Here is a 24590-nt window from a genome sequence, read left to right as displayed (position 1 = left end):
TTATAACAAGGGCTTGCTTAAATTGCAATATTTCCAGCACAAAAAAATGAAGCTTACAAAACGGTTCTTGCGTTTGAGTTTCCTTTTGCTTCCGCTGCAGCCAACATATTGAAGAAATCTTCGTTTGTCTTTGATTGGCGCAGTTTTCGTAAAAACTTCTCCGCAAAATCTGGAGAATCTGACATGGCTTTACGCAGCTTCCACAGTTTTTCAAGCTGCTCTTTCGGGATGAGCAACTCTTCTTTTCTTGTACCGGAACGGCGAATATCGATGGCTGGGAAAATTCTTCTTTCTGCAAGTGAACGATCTAGATGCAGTTCAAGGTTTCCTGTTCCTTTAAACTCTTCATAAATAACATCATCCATACGAGAACCTGTGTCAACAAGAGCCGTCGCCAAAATCGTCAAGCTGCCGCCTTCTTCAATATTTCTCGCTGCACCGAAAAATCGCTTCGGACGATGAAAAGCAGCAGGATCGATACCGCCTGACAATGTTCTTCCGCTCGGAGGGATGACTAAGTTATATGCGCGGGCAAGTCTTGTAATACTGTCCATCAAGATGATGACATCACGCTTATGCTCTACTAAACGCATTGCACGTTCCAACACAAGCTCAGCTACTTTTATATGATTTTCTGGTACTTCATCAAACGTAGAACTAACCACCTCTGCATTGACTGACCGCTCGATATCTGTTACTTCTTCAGGACGCTCGTCAATCAGCAAAACAATTAGTTCAGCTTCTGGATTATTCGTTGTAATCGAATTTGCGATCGATTTTAAAAGCATCGTCTTCCCTGCTTTAGGAGGTGCGACGATTAATCCACGTTGCCCAAAGCCAACTGGTGATATTAAATCCATAATTCTAGTTGATAGATTCGTTGGAGTTGTTTCCAGCTTGATTTGGCGATCTGGATATAGCGGCGTTAATGCTGGAAAATGTACTCGCTCTTTTGCCGTTTCTGGATCATCGCCATTGACTGCCTCCACGTGCAGTAAACCAAAATAACGTTCATTTTCTTTCGGAGGTCTTACTTTTCCGGATACTTTATCACCATTGCGCAAATCAAAACGACGGATTTGGGAAGCGGAAATATAAATATCTTCAGAGCTTGCCGTGTAATTAATCGGTCTTAAAAAACCGAAACCTTCGGATTGGATGATTTCTAGAACGCCTTCCATGAAGAAATACCCTTCCCGCTCTGCACGGACTTTAAGAATTGCAAAAATCAATTCTTTTTTTGTTAGTTTGCTGTAATATGAAACCTTATATTCACGAGCCAGTTCATATAGTTCTTTAAGTTTCATATCTTCCAATAATGAAATTGTTAACTCAGCCATTTCGACACCACTCTTTTTTAGATTGATCTTAATAAAGGAACAACTGGCACACGTCTACCCTGAATTAAGAATAAATATTAAAATAATAACATGAAGAAAATAAAATAATAATTAAAATAAGTTCAAGATCGTTATTCACCGGAAAAAGGAATCTAATGTGCCTCAGGTAGAAAAAACTCTCGTTGAAAAACTTTGATTAGGAGGAAAACAATATTTACAGTAATACATTCGAAGAGTATGAAGAGGTTGAGGATTGATGGCCTCATCCATAAGCCTATTTTACATGGAAATGGTAATAGTTGCAAAGAGAGTCTAGATTTTTTTATCTAGCGCAAGCCACCTAATAACTAGCAGACTTCCTGCCTCTTCCTAAAATAAAGAAACCAGATTCGTCCTATATCAAACTCATCGTATTTCCTATATCTCAGTTGTCAAAGGCGGAAAGGAACATCGACGCACCCATCCTGTGGCTTGTCCGTCGATAAACAGGCGCTTGCGCTTTTCTTTGTCCAGCTCCAGCGCCTATCGACTAGTGGATTTCTATGTCCCTTCCTACGATAAGTCAACATCGATTCGCCTTGTAGGCTCATCGTGTTTCCTTTATCTCGTCAGGAACTACAAAATCCATACGTCGATGAACAGGCGCTTGCGCTTTTCTTTGTCCAGCTTCAGCGCCTATCGACTAGCAAACTTCCTGTCCTTCTCCCTACGATAAGTCAACATCGACTCGTACCTCGTCGTGTTTCCTTTATCTCAGTCGAAGGCCTGAAGTTTGTACGTCGATGATCAGGCGCTTCCGCTTTTCTTTGTCCAGCTTCAGCGCCTATCGACTAGTGGATTTCTATGTCCCTTCCTACGATAAGTCAACATCTGATTCGCCTTGTAGGTTCATCGTGTTTCCTTTATCTCGTCAGGAACTACAAAATCCATACGTCGATGATCAGGCGCTTGCGCTTTTCTATTAAGAACTCTTTAATTGTTCCATTTCTTCCTCAGTCATTTTTTCACGCCAAATTGTTGCTCCAAGTCCATTTAGTTTCTCGACTAAATCACTGTATCCCCGATCAATATGTTCAAGGCCTGCTACTTCTGTTATGCCTTCTGCCAAGAGTCCGGCAATCACTAATGCGGCGCCGGCTCGCAGATCAGAAGCTTTTACTTTTGCCCCTTGTAAATTTGCTGGTCCATTTACAATGGCCGAGCTGCCTTCCACTTTAATATTGGCATTCATTCTTCGCAATTCATCTATATGTTTAAAACGCGCAGAATAGATCGTGTCTGTTACGATTGATGAGCCTCCAGCCTTTGTTAATAGAACTGTAAAAGGCTGCTGCAAATCTGTTGGAAATCCGGGATAAACGAGTGTTTTAATATCTATTGGTTTGTAATCTTTATTTTTCCCTATAAAAATTTGATCGTCCCCGGTTTCTACAGGAACTCCCATTTCACGAAGTTTGGCAGTGAGCGATTCTAGGTGATGAGGAATGACGTTATCGATCAAGATTCCTTCTCCTACCGCCGCGCCAAGAATCATGAATGTACCTGCTTCAATCCGATCAGGAATAATCGTGTGGCGGCAGCCGTTTAAGCTATCAACCCCGTCAATACGAATGACATCGGTTCCTGCCCCTTTTATTTTTGCTCCCATATTCGTTAAAAGGGTGGCAACATCAATGATTTCTGGTTCTTTTGCTGCATTTTCAATAATTGTACGCCCTTTTGCACGAACAGCGGCAAGCATTATATTAATTGTCGCACCAACACTTACAACGTCCAAATAAATTCTTGAACCCCGAAGCTCGTCTGCACGAAGATAGATGGCACCTTGTTCATTTGTTACTTTTGCTCCTAAAGCTTCAAAACCCTTAATATGCTGGTCTATCGGACGTGGGCCAAGATGGCATCCACCCGGGAGACCAATCACCGCTTTTTTAAAACGTCCCAACATCGCTCCCATTAAATAATAGGAGGCTCTTAGTTTTTTCACCTTTCCATTAGGAAGCGGCATGGAAATCATTTTACTCGGATCAACGGTCATTTCTCCATTTTGAAAAGTAACATTACCGCCTATTTCTTCAAGGAGTCCTTGTAGTGTATGAACATCTGAAATGTCGGGAAGGCCTTCAATCGTCACAGGTGATTCAGCTAATATCGTAGCAGGGATTAGAGCAACGGCACTATTTTTTGCACCACTAACTTTAATTGTCCCTTTTAACGGATATCCACCTGCTATTTTTAGCTTTTCCATTTTTGTCTTCCTTTCCAGCTCTATTGGGTAAATATACCAATTGAAAATTTTGGCGAATCGTTATATTACATGTATTATATACGAATTTATCATAAACATGTAGAAATAAAGTAAAATATTAACAATAATATCGAAATTTATTGGATTTTTATTATAAGTGCGGAAAATGATAGAGGGGCGGATATTTAGTTCGCATCTATATATATTTATTGTATAGAAACCGTCCATTTTACTGGACGGTTTCTATATGTTTGTTAAGCTTTTTCAGATGAACCAAATTCGCGCATTTTGCCTTTAACTGTTTCTTTAATGGCATCGCGTGCAGGTCCCAAATATTTACGTGGATCATACATATCTGCATCAGCTGCCAATACTTCACGTACACGTGCAGCAGATGAAATTTGGTTTTCAGTGTTCACGTTAATTTTTGCAGTTCCAAGTGAAATCGCACGTTGGATGTCTTTTGTAGGAATGCCTGTCCCACCATGAAGAACAAGTGGTATTCCAGTTAAGTTCATAACTTCTTCCATGCGATCGAATCCTAGATTTGGCTCTCCTTTATAAGGGCCATGAACAGATCCTAGAGCTGGAGCAAAGCAATCTACACCAGTTTCGCGAACAAGTCGATCACATTCCTCTGGAATCGCGTAAGCTGCATCTGCATCATCGACAGATAGATCATCTTCTTGACCGCCAATTCGACCAAGTTCCGCTTCTACAGAAACACCAAACATATGAGCAAGCTCGACAACTTTCTTCGTCAATTCGATGTTTTCTTCAAGCGGGTAGTGAGATCCGTCAATCATAACAGATGTGAAGCCTGCATAAATTGCTTTTGCACAAGCTTCAAAGCTGGATCCGTGATCCAAATGGATAGCTACAGGCACAGTTGTACCGTATTCTTCCATTAAGGTTTCGACCATTTTTACTACAAACTTGAAGCCGCCCATATAGCGTGCTGCACCTTCTGATACACCAAGTATAACAGGAGATTTTTCTTCCTCTGCCGCTTGTAGAATGGCTTGAGTAAACTCAAGGTTATTCAAGTTAAATTGACCGACCGCATATTTTTCTTCTTTCGCTTTGTTAAGCATTTCGGTCATGGAAACTAAAGGCATTCTTCTTCCTCCTCTGAGTTAAACTGCGCACTGATGTGCATGTTTGATCCTGTCCAGCAGGAAAAGCGGAAGCACTTGCTATCGACATACTGGTGATAGGTGCTACAGCTAGACATTAATCTTGTTTTAACAATGTATTAACTAATAAAGTTTTTACATTCTTTAAAATTAAATTATGGACAGGGACATTTTTCATTTTCATCATATCAAATTCAACAAATGTTTACCAATAATGAAAATGTTTTTTATAAGAGGAATTTAAAATGGATTTATCTATGTGTCTAATTTTATCGGTATGTATGATCGAATTGTTTGACGGAGCTCGACAATATCGAATGGTTTTGAAAAATGTGCCAATGCCCCTAATTTTTTTGCAGCTTCAATTTTTTCAAGTTCTCCATATGCAGTCATAATAATTACACGTATGTCAGGGCTTATTTTTTTTAATTGCTGAAGAATTTCTAATCCATCCATCCCAGGTATTTTCATATCGAGTAATACAAGATCAAGGGTGTGCTTTTTTGCAATTGCAAGAGCTTGTAAACCATTTGCTGCTTGGAAAACTTGATAGCCTTCTTTTTGTAATATCTCATTCAATAATATGCGAATGCCAAACTGGTCATCGACAATCAAAATTTTCTCCTTCATTTGATCCCCCTCTTTGTTTCATTATAACGAACAATCTGCAAAATGAATAGGGTATTAAGATGGATTTTGTAATAATTATTCTCCTTTGTCTTATTGGAATTAAATATAAAAACCATACTTACTTTTTCTCCACAACTATTCTTTTGTCCTGCTAAAAAAATGCGACCTAATTTGACATATGTTGAAAATGGCAATATGTTTTTACTAACAATGAGTGTTTTCAATTTTTTAGAGGAGTGTTTTAAAGTGCAAAAAATGTTTACAACCCAGTTAACGGGCTTATTCAAAAGAATTTTTGAAAAAGAAGAATTAAATATTGAAGATGGTGCAAGGGCTTTGGCGCAGGCTCCAGTTGGAGAAGGTCGAATTTATATAAAAGGGTTCAAGGAAATGGAAGGTGTCGTATTAGAAGCACTTGAAGGAGCAGAACCTTTAAAAAGTGCTTGCCGATTTGAATCCGTTGAAATGTTGACGAACGCAGATAGGGTATTGCTGATTACTCGCTTTGCCAATGATGAAGAAGCACTGTTGCTTGGTGAAAATCTTGTCGAGCAAAATATCCCCTTTGTAGTGATAGCTGGTGATAATAAAGCAGAAGGTAAAAGCTTAGCTGATTTGGCGGATGTTTTCATTCAAACATATTTGATCAAACCACTGCTTCCAACAGAAGATGGAACTCGAGTCGGATTTCCCTCCTTACTAGCGGCACTGTATATTTATTTTTCATTGAAGTTTACGATAGAGGATATTTTAGAAGAATATGAATAAGTATTTTTAAAAAAAGGACGGAATCCCGAGCGGATCCGTCCTTTGTACATTTTACTGGCCATTCACATTAACTGGCCTTCAATAAATTATTGTTTAATCAATGATGCTTCCACAAACCCATAGAATAATGGTTGTGGGCGTGTTGGACGTGATTTGAATTCTGGATGGAATTGGCAGGCAACGAACCAAGGGTGGTCGGCGAGCTCGATGATTTCTACTAAACGGCCATCTGGGCTTGTCCCTGAGAAAATAAATCCTTCTGCTTCCATCTGTTCACGATATTGATTATTAAATTCGTAGCGGTGGCGATGACGTTCTTCCACCAAATCTTCCTTATATGCCGCATGTGCCTTCGTACCTGCTTGTAGCTGACAAGGATACAATCCTAAACGCAATGTACCACCAAGATCTTCGACATCTTCTTGATTTGGTAAAAGGTCGATGATTGGATATGGAGTTTCTGGATTGATTTCAGATGAATTTGCAGTCTCTAAGCCAAGAACATTTTGAGCATATTCAACAGATGCAAGCTGCATTCCTAAGCAGATGCCAAGAAAAGGAACTTTGTTTTCACGGGCATATTTAATCGCCGCTATTTTACCTTCTACTCCTCTATCTCCAAAGCCGCCTGGAACGAGTATGCCATCCACATTGCCAAGCTCGGCTGCTGCATTTTCTTCGGTAATGAGTTCGGAATTTAACCATTCGATTTCAATATCTGAATCAAAAGCATATCCTGCATGCTTCAGCGCTTCTACAACGGAAATATATGCGTCTTGCAGCTCTACATATTTTCCGACAAGTGCAATTTTCGTTGTTTTTGAAAGACCCTGTACTTTTTCAACAAGCTGTTTCCACTCTGTCATATCCGCTTCACGGCATTCAAGGTTTAGATGCTCACATACAAGCTGGTCTAATTTTTGTTCTTGTAATAAAAGTGGAATGGAGTATAGAGTACTAGCATCTCCCGCTTCAATAACGGCTTTTTTTTCAATATCACAGAAGAGAGCAATCTTATCTTTCATTTCTTGAGAAATCGGCATTTCTGTACGAACCACGATGACATTAGGCTGGATGCCTAAACTATGAAGTTCTTTCACACTATGTTGTGTCGGTTTTGTTTTCATTTCACCAGCAGCTTTTAAATAAGGTACGAGAGTACAATGAATATACATGACATTTTTACGGCCAACATCATTTTTCATTTGACGAATCGCTTCTAAAAATGGAAGAGATTCAATGTCCCCTACTGTTCCGCCAATTTCTGTAATAACGACATCCGCTTTCGTTTTGTCGGCAGCACGAAAAATACGTTCTTTGATTTCATTCGTAATATGAGGGATCACCTGAACTGTTCCACCAAGATAGTCGCCGCGGCGTTCTTTTTTGATAACCTCTGAATAAACTTTACCAGTCGTTACGTTGCTATATTTATTTAAGTTAATATCAATAAAGCGCTCATAATGGCCTAAATCTAGGTCTGTCTCTGCACCATCATCCGTTACGAAGACTTCCCCATGCTGATAAGGGCTCATCGTACCGGGATCGACGTTAAGATATGGATCGAATTTTTGAATAGTAACCGTTAATCCGCGGTTTTTTAGCAACCTGCCGAGCGATGCAGCTGTGATTCCTTTTCCTAATGATGATACAACTCCGCCGGTTACGAAAATATATTTAGACACCACTATTTTCCTCCCTTAGTAAGCCCCTAATGAAACAATGCATATCTTTACGTCGCACCTCTTAGTATGATCAATGTATCAACAGAAGGCGATGCTTTTCTAATGCCACAAAACCCAATGACGATTGTCCCCGTGGCCTTGCATCCTGAGCCAGACGGCAGCCTTCCAATTGCTTCTGCCCATTCCTCCAGCCTTTGTACTATCAAATTAGCAAATGCCGAAATTACCTTCCAAAACGGCGTTGAGGAGCTCATCATCCAAACGATCATATGGGAGCTGATCCACCCATGACACAGGATTATGTCAAAAAAATCTATATCATTTGCGGTAAAACTGATATGCGCAAAGGAATTGATGGTCTAGCTACGTTGATCCAAGACTCTTTCGAGCTCGATCCATATAGCGACTCTTCCTTCCCCCCTAATTTCTATACGTATTGTCAAAACCCCTATAGTAAAAAGTTAATCATTCCTTGATTTAAAAGGGGTTATAAGCAAAAACTTGCCACTCCCTAAATTCTGGGGATATCCGATTAGGAAGTGACAAGTTGTTGTTCTCTCAATTATTAATTAATTATAATACAGATTCTCTGTCGGGTATACTGGGTCATTGGTCATATCGATGCCAAGTTTTTTCAGAGTCTGTTCGTTTTCTGTGTTCAAAATGACCGTTGAATGAGCTTGCGCGGTTTTTAAATTCGGCAGTTGCTGATAAGCGAGCTGTGCAGTAGGATTGGTGACGGCACTGATTGCTAATGCAATCAACAATTCGTTTGCACTTAATGTCGGTACCTTACTGTTTAGATCATCGGTTTTTAAACGCTGGATGGTTTGCAAAATCATCGGTGCTAAAAGATCAATTTCATCCGCTACATTTGCCAATAACTTCAACCCATTCAGAATCGCCGCTGCCGAAGCATCCATTAGTTTTGTCGTTCGACCAGTAATGATCTCGCCGTTTGGCAGTTCGATTGCAATCACTGCCTGAAGATTCGTGCTGCCGATCCTATCCTGCACCGTGTTTGCATAATTGCGTGCTGACAATACGGGTACCCGATCTTCTTTTTTCAAGTTGATTTCTTCCAAAATTACTTGCATACGCCGAAGAGTATCTTCATCTGCCAATCCTTTTTTATAGTCGTTTTCTACAGCGAAACTGCGCCGAATGATTTCTTGCTTCGCAGCTTCCCGTACGACTTGATCATCTATAATACCCGACTTAAGGCGATTGACACCCATATCGGTCGGCGACTGATAAACAGATTCTTTACCCGTGATTTTTTCAATAATCCGTTTGATAACTGGGAACGTTTCGATATCGCGATTGTAATTGACCGCCACTTCTCCGTAAGCTTCATAGTGGTAGTTATCGATCATATTCACGTCTTTCAAATCCACAGTAGCTGCTTCATAAGCAATATTCACCGGATGCTTCAATGGTAGGTTCCAAACGGGAAAAGTTTCAAACTTTGCGTAGCCTATTTTGTTTCCTAGTTCATGTTCGTGGTACATTTGGTTTAAACAAGTCGCGAGTTTTCCGCTTGCCGGACCTGGCCCTGTTACCACTATGATCGGCTTTGACGTTTCAATATAGGGGTTCTTTGCAAATCCTTCCTCGCCGAGGATTGCTTCCACATTCGTCGGGTAACCTTCAATCGAGCGATGAGTGTAAACATCGATACCGTTCCGTTCCAGCTTCGCCATGAATACTTTGGCATTCGGCTGCTCTTGGTAACGTGTAATCAAGACACTGTTAACAGATATGCCGTATCCGCGATATTCATCGATCAAACGCAAAACATCTTGGTCATAAGTAATGCCATAATCTTCGCGTATTTTGTTCCGTTCAATGTCACTTGCATACACACAGATAATGATCTCCGCTTTTTCCTTCAGTGTTGCCAACAATTTCAACTTTGCATCTTCATCAAATCCCGGCAAAACACGCTTGGCATGTTTGTCGCCAATCAATTTGCCGCCGAACTCCAAGTAAAGCTTATCATAGTGTTGTACCCGTTCAAGGATATAGGAAGATTGTTCTTTCAAGTATTTCTCCGAATCAAATCCAACTTTTTTCATCTTTCTTCCGCTCGCTTTCGAATGTGAATAACAAATTCCTCATTTTATGTATGATACACTATAGTTCCCTCTTTGCACGAAAGAACTCTTTATTAGTATCTTTATCGGAAACTCATTTTCCTCTTTGCTTACATTACATCTATATTGGCTATCAAAGCCATATTTTCACCTTAGATAGTCAAATCATTTTGATTGCATTTTAATATACTTTTTTTTAAGCTCTTAAAAAACAGTTGTAATGAGATGTAAAAAACGATGACCCAGCCAGGATGGCGATACTCGGGATTCATTTTAGCCGATTAATACGCCAGCGTTGGTAAAGCAAAGATACACGACTAATTATCCCCACTATGATCACATAAACATAGTTGTATAATCGTGGCTTAATTTGATTACGTTAAGAAGTCCATAAAAAATGCCCTTTGTTAAAAGGCAGCTTAAAATTTTATACTTGTACCTCAATTTTAAGGCATCGTTTTTTTAGTTCCAAAATAAAATATCTTATATCTCTTGGTGAAATTTTTATACTTCCCATAAATGTTGTTTTATTGAAAGTTTCAAGCACATCTTTTGATGATTTATTCTATGTCCTGTAAAAATTGCAGCTGCAGATGATATCTTAGTTATTTTTTCGTATGGAATTTGTCTTCTATATGGTCCACCTTTTATCAATAAATAATCTTGATTGAAAAATTAGTCCATAAAAGAAAACCGACCACAATAAGAACAACAACGACGAATTTATTTCGAGTTATTAAATCATTGCGAACTATTTCGAAGAATAATGGAAAAAATAACGTAGAAGCAATAATGAGAACTACGCTCAAAATAAAATTAACTAAAAACGCATCTGCCTTTGAACAAAAAACCATTGGATAATCGCACCCCGTATAATTATTATACGGGTTATTTTGACATCACATATGATTCCTCAATTTGTAGATTCCTAACAAAAAATAAAAAACGCCCCCACTACAAAAGTAAGGGAGCGTGAAATCATTATTTTTCAGTCCTTTTTCAAGGAGCCCAAATAAAATTCTACATACTCACTGAAGGGAAGTCAAGAGGATTATTCTTCTTCCTCTTCCTCTTCTTCTTCCTCTTCATCTTCGTCCTCAAGATCGACATCTTCATCTTCTATATCGATGTCCTCTTCTTCATCCTCAATTTCATAATCATCTTCAATTAATTCATCTTCTTCGAATTCCTCTTCTTCACGAAGGGCTTCAAGACTTTCTTCCTCTTCTTCATCTTCATCCAATTCATCTGCATCATCAAATTCTTCTTCTTCGTCGAAGTCAAGATCAAGATCTTCATCTTCAAGCTCTAAATCTTCATCTTCTAAAACTTTTTTTGCTTTTTTCTTCTTCTTCGGTTTTACAGGTGCAATTACTTCTTCATCGATCTGATCAATTGGATACCACTCACGTAAACCCCAACGATTCTCACCAAGTGTTAAAAAGCGGCCATCGACATTCAAATCTGTATAAAATTGCAGCATACGCGAAGTTTTCTCTTGCTCTGCCAAATCTAAGTAGTTTGCAATTTCATCTACAAGATCTTTGAAAGAAATTGCTTCTTTTCTTTCCTCAAAAATTTGTTGTGCTATTTCAATAAAAGACATTTCTTTACGCTCTTCTTTGGACAATTGCATTAAATTCAAAAAACGCACATCCCTTCACCCATAAATCAAAAATCCATACTCACCATTATAAACAAATTGTTTTCTATTATGCCACTGTTTTCGCCAATAATTATATGTTTTATTCCAAAAATCTTTTTTACATATTTCTACGGTACTTGCCACCGACCTCATAAAGGGCATTTGTAATTTGTCCAAGGCTTGCTACTTTTGTCGTTTCTATTAGCTCTGAAAAAATATTTCCTCCACTTATAGCTGTCTCTTTTAAGCTTGCAAGTGCATTTTCAACCTTATTTTTATTTTCCAGCTGAAAGGACTTTAAGTTCTGAATTTGAGTTTCTTTTTCTTCCTTTGAAGCACGGGCGAGCTCGATATTATTCAGTTCCTCCTCTGTAGGTGGATGTGGATTTATATACGTATTGACCCCAATAATTGGCAGCTGTCCTGAATGCTTCAGCATTTCATAATACATCGATTCTTCTTGAATTTTTCCGCGTTGGTACTGGGTTTCCATTGCTCCTAATACACCACCGCGGTCGTTAATGCGCTCAAATTCTTGTAAAACAGCTTCCTCGACAAGGTTTGTCAGCTCTTCAATGATGAATGAACCTTGAAGTGGATTTTCATTTTTCGATAAGCCATGTTCCTTCGTAATAATCATCTGGATAGCCATTGCCCTGCGGACGGATTCTTCAGTAGGTGTCGTAATCGCCTCATCATACGCATTTGTGTGGAGAGAATTGCAGTTATCTTGAAGAGCCATCAATGCTTGTAATGTCGTGCGGATATCATTAAAATCAATTTCTTGGGCATGGAGTGATCTTCCAGATGTCTGAATATGGTATTTTAACTTTTGACTGCGTTCATCTGCCCCGTATTTATTACGCATAACTACCGACCATATTCTTCTCGCCACCCTACCAATCACGGTATATTCAGGATCCAGCCCATTTGAGAAAAAGAATGAAAGATTCGGAGCGAAATCATTGATGTCCATTCCGCGACTCAAATAATACTCTACATACGTGAATCCATTGGCAAGTGTAAAAGCTAGTTGAGAAATGGGATTAGCTCCTGCTTCAGCGATATGGTACCCAGAAATTGAAACGGAGTAATAATTTCGGATATTATGGTCTATGAAGTATTGCTGGATATCTCCCATCATGCGCAGGGCAAATTCCGTTGAGAAAATACACGTGTTTTGCCCTTGATCTTCTTTTAAAATATCGGCCTGCACCGTTCCTCTTACCGTCTCTAACGTCTTTGCCTTTACTTCAGCAAGCTCTTCATCCGCTAATTCCCTTCCTAGTTCTGTTGCCTTCACATCTGTTTGCTGGGCAATTGCCGTATTGAGAAACATTGCTAAAATAATCGGCGCAGGCCCGTTGATTGTCATTGAAACAGAGGTTGCAGGTGAACAGAGGTCGAAGCCCGCATACAATTTTTTCATATCATCCAATGAGCAAATACTAACTCCACTTTCCCCGACTTTACCGTAAATATCTGGTCGATAATCAGGATCTTCTCCATACAGTGTGACTGAATCGAATGCGGTGCTCAGTCGCTTTGCTTCGTCGTCCTTTGATAAATAATGAAAACGACGATTCGTTCGTTCAGGAGTTCCTTCTCCGGCAAATTGACGTTTCGGGTCTTCACCTTGACGTTTAAAAGGAAAAACACCGGCTGTGAAAGGAAATGAACCCGGAATATTTTCCGTATACACCCATTTCAAAATTTCACCGTAATCCTCGAAATTTGGAAGAGCCACTTTGGGGATTGAAAGACCAGATAATGTGTGAACTTTTAACTCAGTTATGATTTCACGATTACGAATGGTTGTTGTGAACTGGTCTGCTGCGTATTTTTTCTTCACTGACTGCCATTCATTTAATATTTCTTTGGAAGCGGGGGTTAAATGAGTGATTGCCTTTTCGCGTAATTGATCAAGCACTGTAATGACAGTCGGGTCGACTTCATTTCCCTTTGCAGCCTCGATTGCTCCTTCCAGTTGAAAAAGCTGGCGTGCATGTTGTGCCTGTTCTTTTGTTTGTTTATGATAATTCCGAACGATTTCCACAATTTCACGCAAGTAATATTGGCGGTTGATCGGTATAATGACGTCTTTTTTCTCTGCATTTTCAGTAGTAGGAGCTGTAAAAGTCCATTCCACACCTGTTTTTTCATTGATCATGTCAATCAATGCTGAGAAAAGTGCATTCGTTCCCGGATCATTAAATTGACTTGCGATTGTTCCAAATACAGGCATCGTCTCTAATGGATCACTGAATAACATATGGCTGCGTTGGTATTGCTTTCGAACTTGGTTTCTTGCATCCTCTGAGCCTTTGCGCTCAAATTTATTTATGACGATGAGATCGGCGTAGTCAATCATGTCAATTTTCTCAAGCTGTGAAGGTGCTCCGAACTCACTTGTCATGACGTACATCGATAGATCGCTAAATTGGCTTATTTCGGCATCCCCTTGGCCAATCCCACTCGTTTCAATAACGACAAAATCGACACCTGCCGCTTTCACGATTTGAATAGCATCCTCAAGGCAATCGGAAATCTCACTTTTTGATCCACGAGTTGCTAAGCTCCTCATATACACATTAGGTGAAAAGATTGCATTCATCCTAATCCGGTCGCCTAAAAGAGCACCACCCGTTTTTTGTTTAGTCGGGTCAACGGATAAAATCGCCACTTTTTTATTTGGGAATTCATTGATGAATCGGCGGATCAATTCGTCTGTCAGCGAACTTTTCCCTGCACCCCCTGTACCGGTAATACCGAGTACGGGAGCGGCTCCGGCTCTATTTTTAATCTTTTCAAATATGCATGAGAGAGTTTCTTTATCGTTTTCTGCTATCGTGATCAATTTGGCTGCTGATTGCAAATCACCCTGAAGCAGTTTTTCAACTTCATCTTCAAGTGATTGAATGGGAATTTCCACATCACATTCCTCAAGCATGATATTGATCATGCCTTGCAGACCGTGAGTTCGTCCATCCTCCGGAGAAAAAATTCGAGCGATCCCATAATCGTGGAGTTCCTTTATTTCGCGAGGGATGATGACTCCACCACCGCCTCCATAAATTCGGATATGTGGGGCACCTTTTTCAATGAGTAAATCACGCATATATTTAAAATACTCGACGTGGCCACCTTGATAAGATGAAATGGCAATACCTTGTACATCCTCTTGGATAGCCGCGTTGACGACTTCTCGGGCAGATCGATTATGGCCAAGATGGATCACTTCAGCACCACTCGCCTGTAAAATTCTCCGCATTATATTGATGGAGGCATCATGGCCGTCGAATAAACTCGATGCCGTTATGAAACGGACGTGATTTTTCGGTTTGTAAACGTTCGTTGTCACGATTACCCCTCCTATTTCGTTTCATATCCTTGGACCCCTGAAAAAAGCAAGTCAATTTGGAGTGAAATATAGTCATCGATCGTATATATTTTTTTAAAAGCCCAGCGGCGGAATCCCCACATTTGCCCTTGAACAAAAATATTATGAGCAAACAAATGCTGCTGTTCCTTTCCAATATCCAATTCACCATTTTCCACGCAGCGATTGATTATCCGTTCAAACATTGACACCATTTCCAGTTCTTTCTTTAAAACATAAGGAAGTGCTTCTTGGGACAACGCTTTTGCCTCTTGGTACATGACAAGCACTTCGTCCTGCATATCGTCCATTACTTTAAAATAATGGCTAATTCCAAGTTTTAGGCTTGCTAGCGTTCCTTTTCCATGGTCGATGCTGCTTAATCGTCTGCTTACCTCATCGTAAATACTGTCGCATACGAGATAAAGAACATCTTCCTTCGTTCTAATATATTCATATAATGTTCCGATACTAAACCCCGAAGCTTTCGCAATTTCCCGAGTCGTCGTTCGATGGAACCCCTTTTCTTTAAAAAGAGAGACGGCGCCATGAATCATTTGGTCACGGCGTTTTTTTATGAGGTTTTCATCCTTTACCGATGCATACACCTCTCTTTTCTGCTCCACTTCCCTTTCACCTACTTTCTTTTAGAAATGCGCAAGCCCCCGTTTAGCGACGTACAAACTTTTATTTCGTCAGCATCCGTGAAATAACGAGACGCTGAATTTCTTGAGTCCCTTCATAAATTTGAGTGATTTTTGCATCCCGCATGTATCTTTCTACTGGATAGTCCTTCGTATATCCGTATCCACCAAAAATTTGAACGGCTTCTGTCGTCACTTTCATTGCTGTGTCCCCCGCCATTAACTTTGACATAGCGGATTCCTTGCCATATGGAAGACCTGCTGATTCCAACCATGCTGCTTGATAGGTGAGGAGGCGAGATGCCTCAATCGATGTCGCCATATCCGCAAGCTTAAAAGAGATTCCTTGGTTTTCAACAATCGGCTTCCCGAATTGTTTTCGTTCTTTTGCATAGGCGATTGCTGCATCTAACGCACCTTGAGCGATACCGACTGCCTGAGCGGCAATTCCATTTCGTCCACCATCCAGAGTCATCATCGCAATTTTAAAGCCTTGCCCCACTTCACCAAGGACATTTTGGACAGGGACCTTACAGTCTTGAAAAATAATTTCCGTTGTTGGAGACGAGCGAATACCTAGCTTTTTCTCTTTTTTCCCAACGGAGAAGCCTTCAAAATCTTTTTCAATGATAAAGGCAGTCGTACTCCGTTTATCATTCGGATTCGTTAACGCAAAAACGATATAAATGTCGGCAATGCCGCCGTTCGTGATGAAAATTTTTGAGCCGTTTAATATATAGTTCTCACCGTCAAGGATGGCTGCTGTTTTCATTCCTCCTGCGTCAGATCCAGATCCTGGCTCAGTAAGTCCGTAAGCTCCTATTTTTGTTCCTTCCGCCATGGGCCGCAAATATTTTTGTTTCTGTTCTTCCGTACCGAACTTATATACTGGCCAACCAGCAAGTGATGTATGGGCGGAAAGTGTAACGCCTGTTGACGCGCACACCCTTGATAACTCCTCAACGGCGATACAATACGCTAAATAATCGCTCCCAATTCCCCCATATTCCTCCGGCCAAGGAATCCCCGTTAATCCGAGCTCTGCCATTTTTTCAAATATATTTAAATCAAAACGTTCTTCTTCATCTCTTTCCGCTGCGGTCGGCGCTACTTCATTCTCAGCAAATTCCCGGACCATCTTCCGAATCATTTCATGCTCTTCACTTAATCGAAAATTCATCTTTTTTCCTCCTCAATTGCAGGACTTTTATGTTAATAAAGGGAACTTTGAAACTGGATTGATTATAATTTATCGTTAATTGGTGGAATTCTGATTTGGATTATTAATTGATGAAATTCTGAACTAGATGGGATTGTTGAAAATCCATTTTACCCACTTTTCCATGCTATTTTAGGAGATGTTTCGCGATAACAATGCGCTGGATTTCACTAGTGCCTTCGTAAATTTCGGTGATTTTGGCATCGCGGAAATAGCGCTCGACTGGATAGTCCTCAGTATAGCCGTATCCGCCAAATACTTGTATAGCTTCTGTTGCAATCTCCACGGCTGTTTTTGAAGCGAATAGTTTGGCCATGGATGCTTCTTTTCCACATGGGATTCCTCTTCCCCACAAATCGGCTGCCTGGTATACGAGGAGACGTGAGCTTTCAACGGCTGTCGCCATATTTGAAAGCTTGAACGCAATGCCTTGTTGTTCTGCGATCGGCTTTCCGAATTGTTTGCGTTCTCCCGCATATTTTACCCCTGCTTCAAAGGCTGCTTCTGCTATCCCAAGCGCTTGAGCGGCAATGCCAATTCGACCGATATTTAAATTAGAAAGAGCAATTTTAAAGCCTTCTCCTTCTTCACCCAGTCTGTTTGCAATTGGCACCAACGCGTCCTCAAACATTAATTGGACCGTTCTTGACCCGTGAAGGCCCATTTTTTTCTCGTCTTTTCCGATTATTAAGCCCGGCGTATTCTTTTCCACGATAAACGCCGACATTCCTCTGCTACCAGCGTTTAGATCCGTTATCGCAAATACAATATAGAGATCTGCTTCTCCGCCATTCGAAACGAAGGCTTTTGTTCCATTTAACTTGTAATGCCCATTGACGTGAACTGCACGAGTCTTTATATTGGCAGCATCCGATCCTGCATTTGGTTCAGTAAGCGAAAAAGCTCCTAAATACTCTCCGCCTGCAAGCTTAGTTACATATTTTTGCTTTTGTTCGTCCGTTCCAAAATAAACAATCGGGTTTGTACCGACAGACGTGTGAACAGATAAAATGACTCCCATAGTCGCACTAATTTTTGATATCTCATGAATCGCAATAATATAAGAGATAAAATCCATTTCCGAACCGCCATATTTTTCAGGGATCGTGATTCCCATTAAACCGAGAGGCCCCATTTTTTTCAAAACCTCCCGTGGAAACTCTCCAGCTTCCATTTTTACAACAAGAGGGGCTATTTCTTTTTCTGCAAAATCACGAACCATATTCCTCATCATCAGCTGTTGTTCAGTCAATTGAAATCTCATAGTAGACCTCCTCGATTTAAGGAATTAGCCGTATTCGTAAAAACCACGCCCTGTCTTTTTACCGAGCCAACCTGCCTTTACATATTTTCTTAATAACGGACACGGACGATATTTGTCGTCGCCAAAGCCTTCATGCAAGGTTTCCATAATATAGAGACAAGTGTCCAAGCCGATAAAATCAGCAAGTGTTAGTGGACCCATCGGATGGTTCATTCCGAGCTTCATCACCTCATCAATCGCTTCCTTCGTTGCTACACCTTCATAAAGAGTGTAGATGGCCTCATTGATCATTGGCATGAGGATGCGATTCGAAACGAAACCTGGAAAATCATTCACTTCGACCGGGATCTTGCCAAGGGTTTTCGCCATTGATTCGACCGTTTCATACACTTTATCTGCTGTCGCTAGACCGCGGATAATTTCTACTAGTTTCATAACTGGAACTGGATTCATAAAATGCATGCCGATGACTTGTTCTGGCCGAGCTGTAGCGGCGGCGATTTCTGTGATCGGAAGTGAAGATGTGTTGGAAGCGAGAATTGCATACTGTGGTACAATTTCATCTAGCCTAGCGAAGATCTTCTTTTTCACGTCCATATTTTCAGTGGCTGCTTCAATGATGATATCTACGTTTTGCGCATCGTTTAAATTAATGGATAATCTTAAATTTCCCAGCACGTTTTCTTTCTCTAATTCTGTCATCCTTCCTTTTTCTACTTGCCGATTCAAATTTTTTGCGATACCGCCGTGACCCTTTTCAACTAATGATTCGGACAAATCATTCAAAAATACGTTATATCCAGCGAGTGCACATACTTGGGCAATTCCCGAACCCATTTGTCCCGCACCAACGACCATCACTGTTTTAATTTCCATATTAAGATTCCACCGCCTTTGGCACTTCGATTAAGATAGCATCGCCTTGACCACCTCCAGAACATATCGAAGCGATGCCTAGTCCGCCTCCACGTCTTTTCAATTCGTACGCTAATGTTAAAATAATTCTCGCTCCGCTAGCTCCAATTGGATGTCCAAGTGCAACCGCACCACCATTCACGTTCACCTTTTCAGGAGGCAGACCTGCAATTTTATTACTTGTTAGAGCTACGGCTGCAAAGGCTTCATTAATTTCAAAAAGGTCGATGTCTTCAATGTTTTTTCCTGTCTTTTTTAAAAGTTCATTGATGACAAGTCCAGGTGTTTGCGGAAAATCCTTCGCTTCTACAGCTATTTCCGCAGACCCAATAATCTGGGCGAGAGACTGCCTGCCTTCCCTCTTTGCACGTTCCTCATTCATTAACACAAGTGCTGCAGCACCGTCATTCACTCCTGGAGCATTTCCTGCTGTAATCGTTCCATTTTTATCAAAAACTGGCTTAAGCGTCACCAACTTTTCTAACGTCGTATCCTTACGCGGCGCCTCATCATCTTTTATGATTAACGGATTGCCTTTTCTCTGTGGTATTTGAACTTCCACGATTTCCTCAGCTAGCTTTCCAGACTCCATTGCTTTTACCGCTCTTTCATGGCTCGCAAATGCCCATTCATCCTGCTCTTCCCTCGTAATCTCGAATTCTCTTGCCGTCTGATTTCCGTACGTTCCCATGTGGACGTTGGCGAATGAGCAAGTGAGACCATCATGAGTAAGCAAGTCGACTAAAGCAGCATCACCCATTTTGTAGCCCCATCTTGCGTTCGGCAACATATAAGGGGCATTGGACATCGATTCCATTCCACCAGCTACTATCACCTCTTCGTCCCCTAACCGAATGATTTGGTCAGCAAGTGTGACCGCCCTTATTCCAGAGGCACATACTTTATTGATTGTTTCTGTTTTGACCCTCCAAGGTATTCCCGCGTTCCGAGCGGCCTGCCGTGATGGGAGCTGTCCCTGTCCACCTTGTAAAACTGTCCCTAGTATGACCTCCTGTACTTCTTCAGGCGGGACATTAGCTCTTAACATAGCCTCTTTTACTGCAATGCCTCCAAGTTCGGAAGCCGTTAATGAACTAAGAGCTCCTCCAAATTTTCCAAAAGGGGTACGTGCTCCTGCAAGAATGACTGTTTTTGCCATGAACCATTCTCCTTTTCAACAGAAATTTGTAAACGCTTTCAAACTCCTTGACTGAACGCTCGCTCAATTTTCATATTTAACATAAGCGCTTCAAAACGAAGCGCTTATGTGCTAAGAAACTAGTTCTGATTCCATTCCAAATACTGCTTTTTCCAATAATTCCGCTACATCATACGTTTTTACCGTGTCTTCTACTTCCTTCGCTTTCGTTCCATCTGAAAGCATCGTCAAACAATATGGGCAACCTGAACTAATAATAGATGGATTTACAGCAAGAGCTTGTTCTGTTCTAGCCACATTCACTCGTTTGTCTGCATCTTCTTCCATCCACATCAAGCCTCCACCTGCTCCACAGCACATCGCATTTTCACGATTGCGTTCGATTTCCATAAGTGTGACGCCAGGAATGGCTTTCAAGATTTCCCTCGGTGGATCATACACTTCGTTATAACGTCCTAGATAGCAAGAATCATGGAATGTTATTTTTTCCTTGACCGAATAACGTGGTTGTAAACGTCCTTTCTTAACTAATTGGTCAAGGAGCTCAGTATGATGATACACTTCAGCTTTGAATCCAAAATCGGGATATTCATTTTTAAAAATATTATATGCGTGCGGGTCGATCGTTACGATTTTCTTCACGTCATTTTTTTCGAATTCGGCAATATTAGCTGTCGCAAGTTCTTGGAATAAAAACTCATTTCCAAGGCGGCGCGGCGTATCGCCTGAATTTTTCTCCTTATTTCCGAGAATGGCAAATGAAACTTCTGCTTCATTTAACAGCTTCGCAAAAGAGAGTGCAATTTTTTGGCTGCGATTATCAAAGGCGCCCATCGAGCCGACCCAGAATAAATATTCAAATTCTTCTCCCGCTTTTTTCATTTCTTTTATCGTTGGTACAAATACATCTTCGCGAGCATCACGCCAGTTTTCTTTTTCCTTGCGGTTGAGACCCCATGGATTTCCTTGTCTTTCTATATTTTGCATGGCACGCTGTGCATCTGGATCTATTTTTCCTTCTGTCAGCACAAGATAACGGCGCATGTCGATGATGTGGCTTACATGTTTATTCATAACTGGGCATTGGTCCTCACAATTGCGGCATGTCGTACAAGCCCATAGTTCCTCTTCTGTGATGATTTCACCAATCATGCTAGGTTCATAGTTTAAGGCAGCAGCTGCTTCTTCAACTCCTTGCCCTTTAGCCGCTTTCGCTAGCTGATTTCCAATCGTACCTGCAAAGGCAATAGTAGGAACCCATGGTTGTTTTTGCGTGACAGCTGCACCATAATTTGTGAGATGATCACGCAATTTTGTCATAATATGCATAGGAGACAGCATTTTTCCTGTTCCCGAAGCTGGACACATATTCGTACAGCGGCCACATTCTACACAAGCATATAAATCAACTAGCTGGAGATCCGTAAATTCATTTATTTTCCCAACACCAAAGCTTTCTTGAGTTTCGTCTTCAAAGTCAATTGGCGCGAGTTTTTTTCCACCATCAAGCGGCTCCAGATATACATTGGCGGGGCCCGCAATTAAATGGGCATGCTTTGATTGAGGAACATACACGAGAAAGGCGAGTAAAAGCAGCAAATGCACCCACCAAGAAATATAAAATATGACTGCGGCTATCGCCGGCCCAATCCAGCTAAAAAGAGCCGCAATTCCCGATGCAACTGGTTCCGTCCATGTGAGAGACTCTTCATTCCATAAAAGAGACATCCCATTTCCGAGTAAAACCGAAAGCATGAGCCCCCCAATAAAAAGCAAAACGAGACCGGCATAAAATCCACGTTTTAATCGCGCTAATTTTTCAATATAGCGCCTATAAAAAGCCCACACAACAGCTACTAAAATAATAAGCGTCACAATTTCTTGGAAAAATTTAAAACCTGGATAAAGAGGACCGAGAGGAAGATGAGAACCTGGTGCAAGACCTTTCCAAATAAAATCAATTGCACCGAACTGAACAAGGATAAATCCGTAAAAAAACATGACATGAATCAAACCGCTCTTTTTATCTTTTAACAATTTTTTCTGACCAAATACATTGACCCAAATATTGTTTAAGCGTGCTTTCACATCATTATGAAACTCTGCTTTTTTCCCGAGTTTAATATACGTAATCCGTGTTCTGACAACATATACGAATAAAGAAACGGCGTAAGCGGTTACAAATAAAAACGCAAGCCAATTGACCCAAAATAATATTTCCATCGCCCGCACTCCCTTCCGGCATTTCCGAACTTTGATTACTTTCATTATATAATGAATGAGCATTCAGTCAAGATTAAAAATACCCTTAATAGATTACTATGAAAAAAGCTCCGGGAATTATCCCAGAACTTTTTTGGATTACAATTTAAAATGACTAACCTCACTATTTAATTGTTCTGCCAAAGCGGCTAAATCTTCTGCGCCTCTTGCTATTTCCTCCATTGAACTGCTTGATTGCTGGGCAGATGCAGCTGCTTGTTCAACTCCCGCTGCCGATTCTTCTGCTACAGCGGCGACCTCTTCGATCGATTTATTCATTTCTCCGCTATTCTCGGTCAATTCTTTAAGATTGGCAGAAATGGTCTGCGCCTTGCTTACCATATTGGTTACAAATTCATTAATATTTCCAAATGTTTGACCCGTTACTTTTATTTGATTCGTTCCATTTTCTACTTCTTCATAACTGGATTGCAAAGAAACAACTGCTTCATTGGAACCGTGAATAATTCGATCTACGATATTCGTAATCTCACTCACTGAATTCGAAACTTGCTCCGCTAATTTCCGTACTTCAGTAGCAACTACTGCAAATCCTTTCCCTTGCTCGCCTGCCCTCGCTGCTTCAATGGCCGCATTTAATGATAATAGATTCGTTTGAGCGGCAATTTCTTGAATGACTTGAACAAGCTGGGAAATTTCTTTTGTTTGATTATTAAGTCCTTGTACATTTTTGACTGCTGTTGTTACCTTTTGATGGATATTTTCCATTTGTTTAACGGACTGATCCATTAAAACTCGTCCTTCTTCCGTCATCACCAATACTTCATCGGAAGTTTTTAGTATGTCTTCACCGTTTTCATTCGCTTCCACGACTTTAAGATTAAAATTCTCCATCATTTCAGTCAGCTCTGTTGCACTGTGGGCTTGAGACTCTGCGCCTGAAGACAGTTCCTGCATAGTTGATGCGATTTGTTCCCCACCCTCTTTTACCTCATTAGCGGATTGAGTGAATTCTTCGCTTTGACTTGTAATGGTTTCCGATGCAGTTGACACACTTTTTATCATTTCCTTTAATCGGCTTTGCATATAATTCATGGCGTTTGCCAGACGCCCAACTTCATCTTTAGATTTTACTTGTAATGATGCTTGTGATAGATTTCCGTTTGCTAGGTGGTGCATGTGTTCCGATACTTTGTTAATTGGCTTTGCAATACTTGTTGAAAATAACCAAATGATAAAAATACCAATTACTAAAGTAATTCCCACAACAAGCAAAACTAAATTTAGGATTTCTTTTGCCGGTTTGTTGAAATCGAGCATATATGTGCTTGCGCTAACTGTCCAATTCCAATACGGGTCAGTTTTTGAATAAGCGATTTTAGGCATAACCTTATCCGGATCATTTGGCAATGCCCAACTATAGCTTGTTAAGCCACCACCATCATTTCCAACACTAATCAAATCCTGAATAAACTTTACTCCATTGACATCTTCAGAATCCCAAAAGTTTTGACCCTCTGTATTCGGAGATGCTATATCTAAACCATTTTTGTCAACGACGAACATATAGCCATTTTCTCCTAAATCTAGATTTGGATTGATTGGTCTCGTTCCATCTGCATTTTTTTCACCTAAAATGGCCTCTTTTACCTCTTCCTGTGCGTCCTCCAGTGAAATATTTCCCTTCGCCACTTCTTTATTCACCATTTCAATCATTGAGATGGTCATCTCTACACTATTTTTTAAATTAGTAGCACCAAGGTCATCTAAACTAGAAGCACTTTTTTGATACGCTAATGCTCCAGTAATAAGTAGTGGTATAGTTAAAAGCAAAAAAGAAATTGTAATCAGTTTCATTTTAATGGATGATAATAAATTCAACTTGACACCTTCTCAAAATAATTTTAAATACTTCAGACTAATCCATTAGATCAAGTTTCGCCTGACATAACATATTAATAAGCCAACTATTTTTAAATCACCTCTTCAAAGATAAACAAAAAATGACTATTCTAGTTGAATAGAATAGTTAACTCATTGTTCCCTTTATAAAATTACTAGGAATTTTGGCGGTTTTGCATCCCTTTGTATAATAAAAGCTCAAACTTCAGTTTTTTACACAGGAAAAATTAACCACTACTTTTGGAGTATAAAAGATTTTACATAGAGATACAACAATATTCTGCATTTTTTTCATAGTGCGTTAGGCATATGCAATAAAAGGCTTGAATAGAAGCAC

Annotated in this window: 19 protein-coding genes; 2 read left to right on the top strand and 17 right to left on the bottom strand. The window is 40.3% G+C overall.

Features of this window, described 5'->3' with window-relative positions:
- Window positions 1-53 precede the first annotated feature (53 nt).
- The 4 genes from rho to KHA96_RS11230 form a co-directional block, all read right to left on the bottom strand.
- A complete protein-coding gene (rho, locus tag KHA96_RS11245; RefSeq protein WP_213129378.1) occupies window positions 54-1340 on the bottom strand; it encodes a transcription termination factor Rho in 1287 nt (428 codons plus the stop codon).
- Window positions 1341-2301: 961 nt separating this feature from the next.
- A complete protein-coding gene (locus KHA96_RS11240; protein ID WP_213129377.1) occupies window positions 2302-3588 on the bottom strand; it encodes a UDP-N-acetylglucosamine 1-carboxyvinyltransferase in 1287 nt (428 codons plus the stop codon).
- A gap of 254 nt (window positions 3589-3842) precedes the next feature.
- Window positions 3843-4706, bottom strand: a complete 864-nt coding sequence (gene fba, locus KHA96_RS11235) for a class II fructose-1,6-bisphosphate aldolase (protein WP_213129376.1) — start codon at window positions 4704-4706, stop codon at window positions 3843-3845.
- Between the two features lie 273 nt (window positions 4707-4979).
- The gene (locus KHA96_RS11230) at window positions 4980-5354 is read right to left on the bottom strand and encodes a response regulator (RefSeq protein ID WP_213129375.1); all 375 of its coding nucleotides are present in this window, start codon (window positions 5352-5354) and stop codon (window positions 4980-4982) included.
- 246 nt (window positions 5355-5600) lie between these two features.
- Between KHA96_RS11230 and KHA96_RS11225 the strand changes: the two genes are divergently transcribed.
- A complete protein-coding gene (locus tag KHA96_RS11225; RefSeq protein ID WP_213129374.1) occupies window positions 5601-6122 on the top strand; it encodes a DUF2529 domain-containing protein in 522 nt (173 codons plus the stop codon).
- A gap of 86 nt (window positions 6123-6208) precedes the next feature.
- On the opposite strand, the gene KHA96_RS11220 is transcribed toward KHA96_RS11225, so the two are convergent.
- Together KHA96_RS11220 and KHA96_RS11215 are read right to left on the bottom strand one after the other, a co-directional pair.
- On the bottom strand, window positions 6209-7807 hold the full coding sequence (locus KHA96_RS11220) for a CTP synthase (protein ID WP_213129373.1): 1599 nt from the start codon (window positions 7805-7807) through the stop codon (window positions 6209-6211).
- A 47-nt stretch (window positions 7808-7854) separates the two neighbouring features.
- Window positions 7855-8076 carry a hypothetical protein gene (locus tag KHA96_RS11215; protein WP_213129372.1) on the bottom strand — a complete coding sequence of 74 codons (222 nt, stop codon included), beginning with the start codon at window positions 8074-8076 and terminating at the stop codon, window positions 7855-7857.
- Here KHA96_RS11215 and tnpB point away from each other — a divergent pair, their 5' ends adjacent.
- Window positions 8077-8283, top strand: coding sequence for an IS66 family insertion sequence element accessory protein TnpB (gene tnpB, locus KHA96_RS23515; RefSeq protein ID WP_481748229.1), 207 nt, complete (start codon window positions 8077-8079; stop codon window positions 8281-8283).
- 93 nt (window positions 8284-8376) lie between these two features.
- Here tnpB and KHA96_RS11205 read toward each other — a convergent pair whose 3' ends face one another.
- From KHA96_RS11205 to KHA96_RS11155, 11 genes are all read right to left on the bottom strand, one after another.
- On the bottom strand, window positions 8377-9885 hold the full coding sequence (locus KHA96_RS11205; protein WP_213129370.1) for a DUF1846 domain-containing protein: 1509 nt from the start codon (window positions 9883-9885) through the stop codon (window positions 8377-8379).
- Window positions 9886-10407: 522 nt separating this feature from the next.
- Window positions 10408-10557, bottom strand: a complete 150-nt coding sequence (locus KHA96_RS23040; RefSeq protein ID WP_249315466.1) for a PH domain-containing protein — start codon at window positions 10555-10557, stop codon at window positions 10408-10410.
- A 397-nt stretch (window positions 10558-10954) separates the two neighbouring features.
- Window positions 10955-11539: a DNA-directed RNA polymerase subunit delta gene (gene rpoE, locus KHA96_RS11195; protein ID WP_349305759.1), complete on the bottom strand. Its 585-nt coding sequence runs from the start codon at window positions 11537-11539 to the stop codon at window positions 10955-10957.
- 127 nt (window positions 11540-11666) lie between these two features.
- On the bottom strand, window positions 11667-14912 hold the full coding sequence (icmF, locus tag KHA96_RS11190; RefSeq protein ID WP_213129925.1) for a fused isobutyryl-CoA mutase/GTPase IcmF: 3246 nt from the start codon (window positions 14910-14912) through the stop codon (window positions 11667-11669).
- Between the two features lie 8 nt (window positions 14913-14920).
- Entirely contained in the window at window positions 14921-15553 is a 633-nt protein-coding gene (locus KHA96_RS11185) for a TetR/AcrR family transcriptional regulator (protein ID WP_349305734.1), read from the bottom strand.
- 61 nt (window positions 15554-15614) lie between these two features.
- Entirely contained in the window at window positions 15615-16751 is a 1137-nt protein-coding gene (locus KHA96_RS11180) for an acyl-CoA dehydrogenase (RefSeq protein ID WP_213129368.1), read from the bottom strand.
- A 166-nt stretch (window positions 16752-16917) separates the two neighbouring features.
- Window positions 16918-18054, bottom strand: coding sequence for an acyl-CoA dehydrogenase (locus KHA96_RS11175; RefSeq protein ID WP_213129367.1), 1137 nt, complete (start codon window positions 18052-18054; stop codon window positions 16918-16920).
- Between the two features lie 24 nt (window positions 18055-18078).
- Window positions 18079-18930, bottom strand: coding sequence for a 3-hydroxybutyryl-CoA dehydrogenase (locus tag KHA96_RS11170; RefSeq protein ID WP_213129366.1), 852 nt, complete (start codon window positions 18928-18930; stop codon window positions 18079-18081).
- A gap of 1 nt (window position 18931) precedes the next feature.
- Window positions 18932-20128, bottom strand: a complete 1197-nt coding sequence (locus KHA96_RS11165) for an acetyl-CoA C-acetyltransferase (RefSeq protein ID WP_213129365.1) — start codon at window positions 20126-20128, stop codon at window positions 18932-18934.
- 111 nt (window positions 20129-20239) lie between these two features.
- Entirely contained in the window at window positions 20240-22351 is a 2112-nt protein-coding gene (locus KHA96_RS11160) for a 4Fe-4S dicluster domain-containing protein (protein ID WP_213129364.1), read from the bottom strand.
- 138 nt (window positions 22352-22489) lie between these two features.
- On the bottom strand, window positions 22490-24208 hold the full coding sequence (locus KHA96_RS11155) for a methyl-accepting chemotaxis protein (protein ID WP_213129363.1): 1719 nt from the start codon (window positions 24206-24208) through the stop codon (window positions 22490-22492).
- Window positions 24209-24590 lie beyond the last annotated feature (382 nt).

This window comes from Bacillus sp. FJAT-49711, assembly GCF_018343715.1.
Lineage (GTDB): Bacteria > Bacillota > Bacilli > Bacillales > Bacillaceae_C > Lederbergia.
Note: the sequence above shows the minus strand (reverse complement) of the source record. Positions and strands in the feature narration are given on the sequence as shown.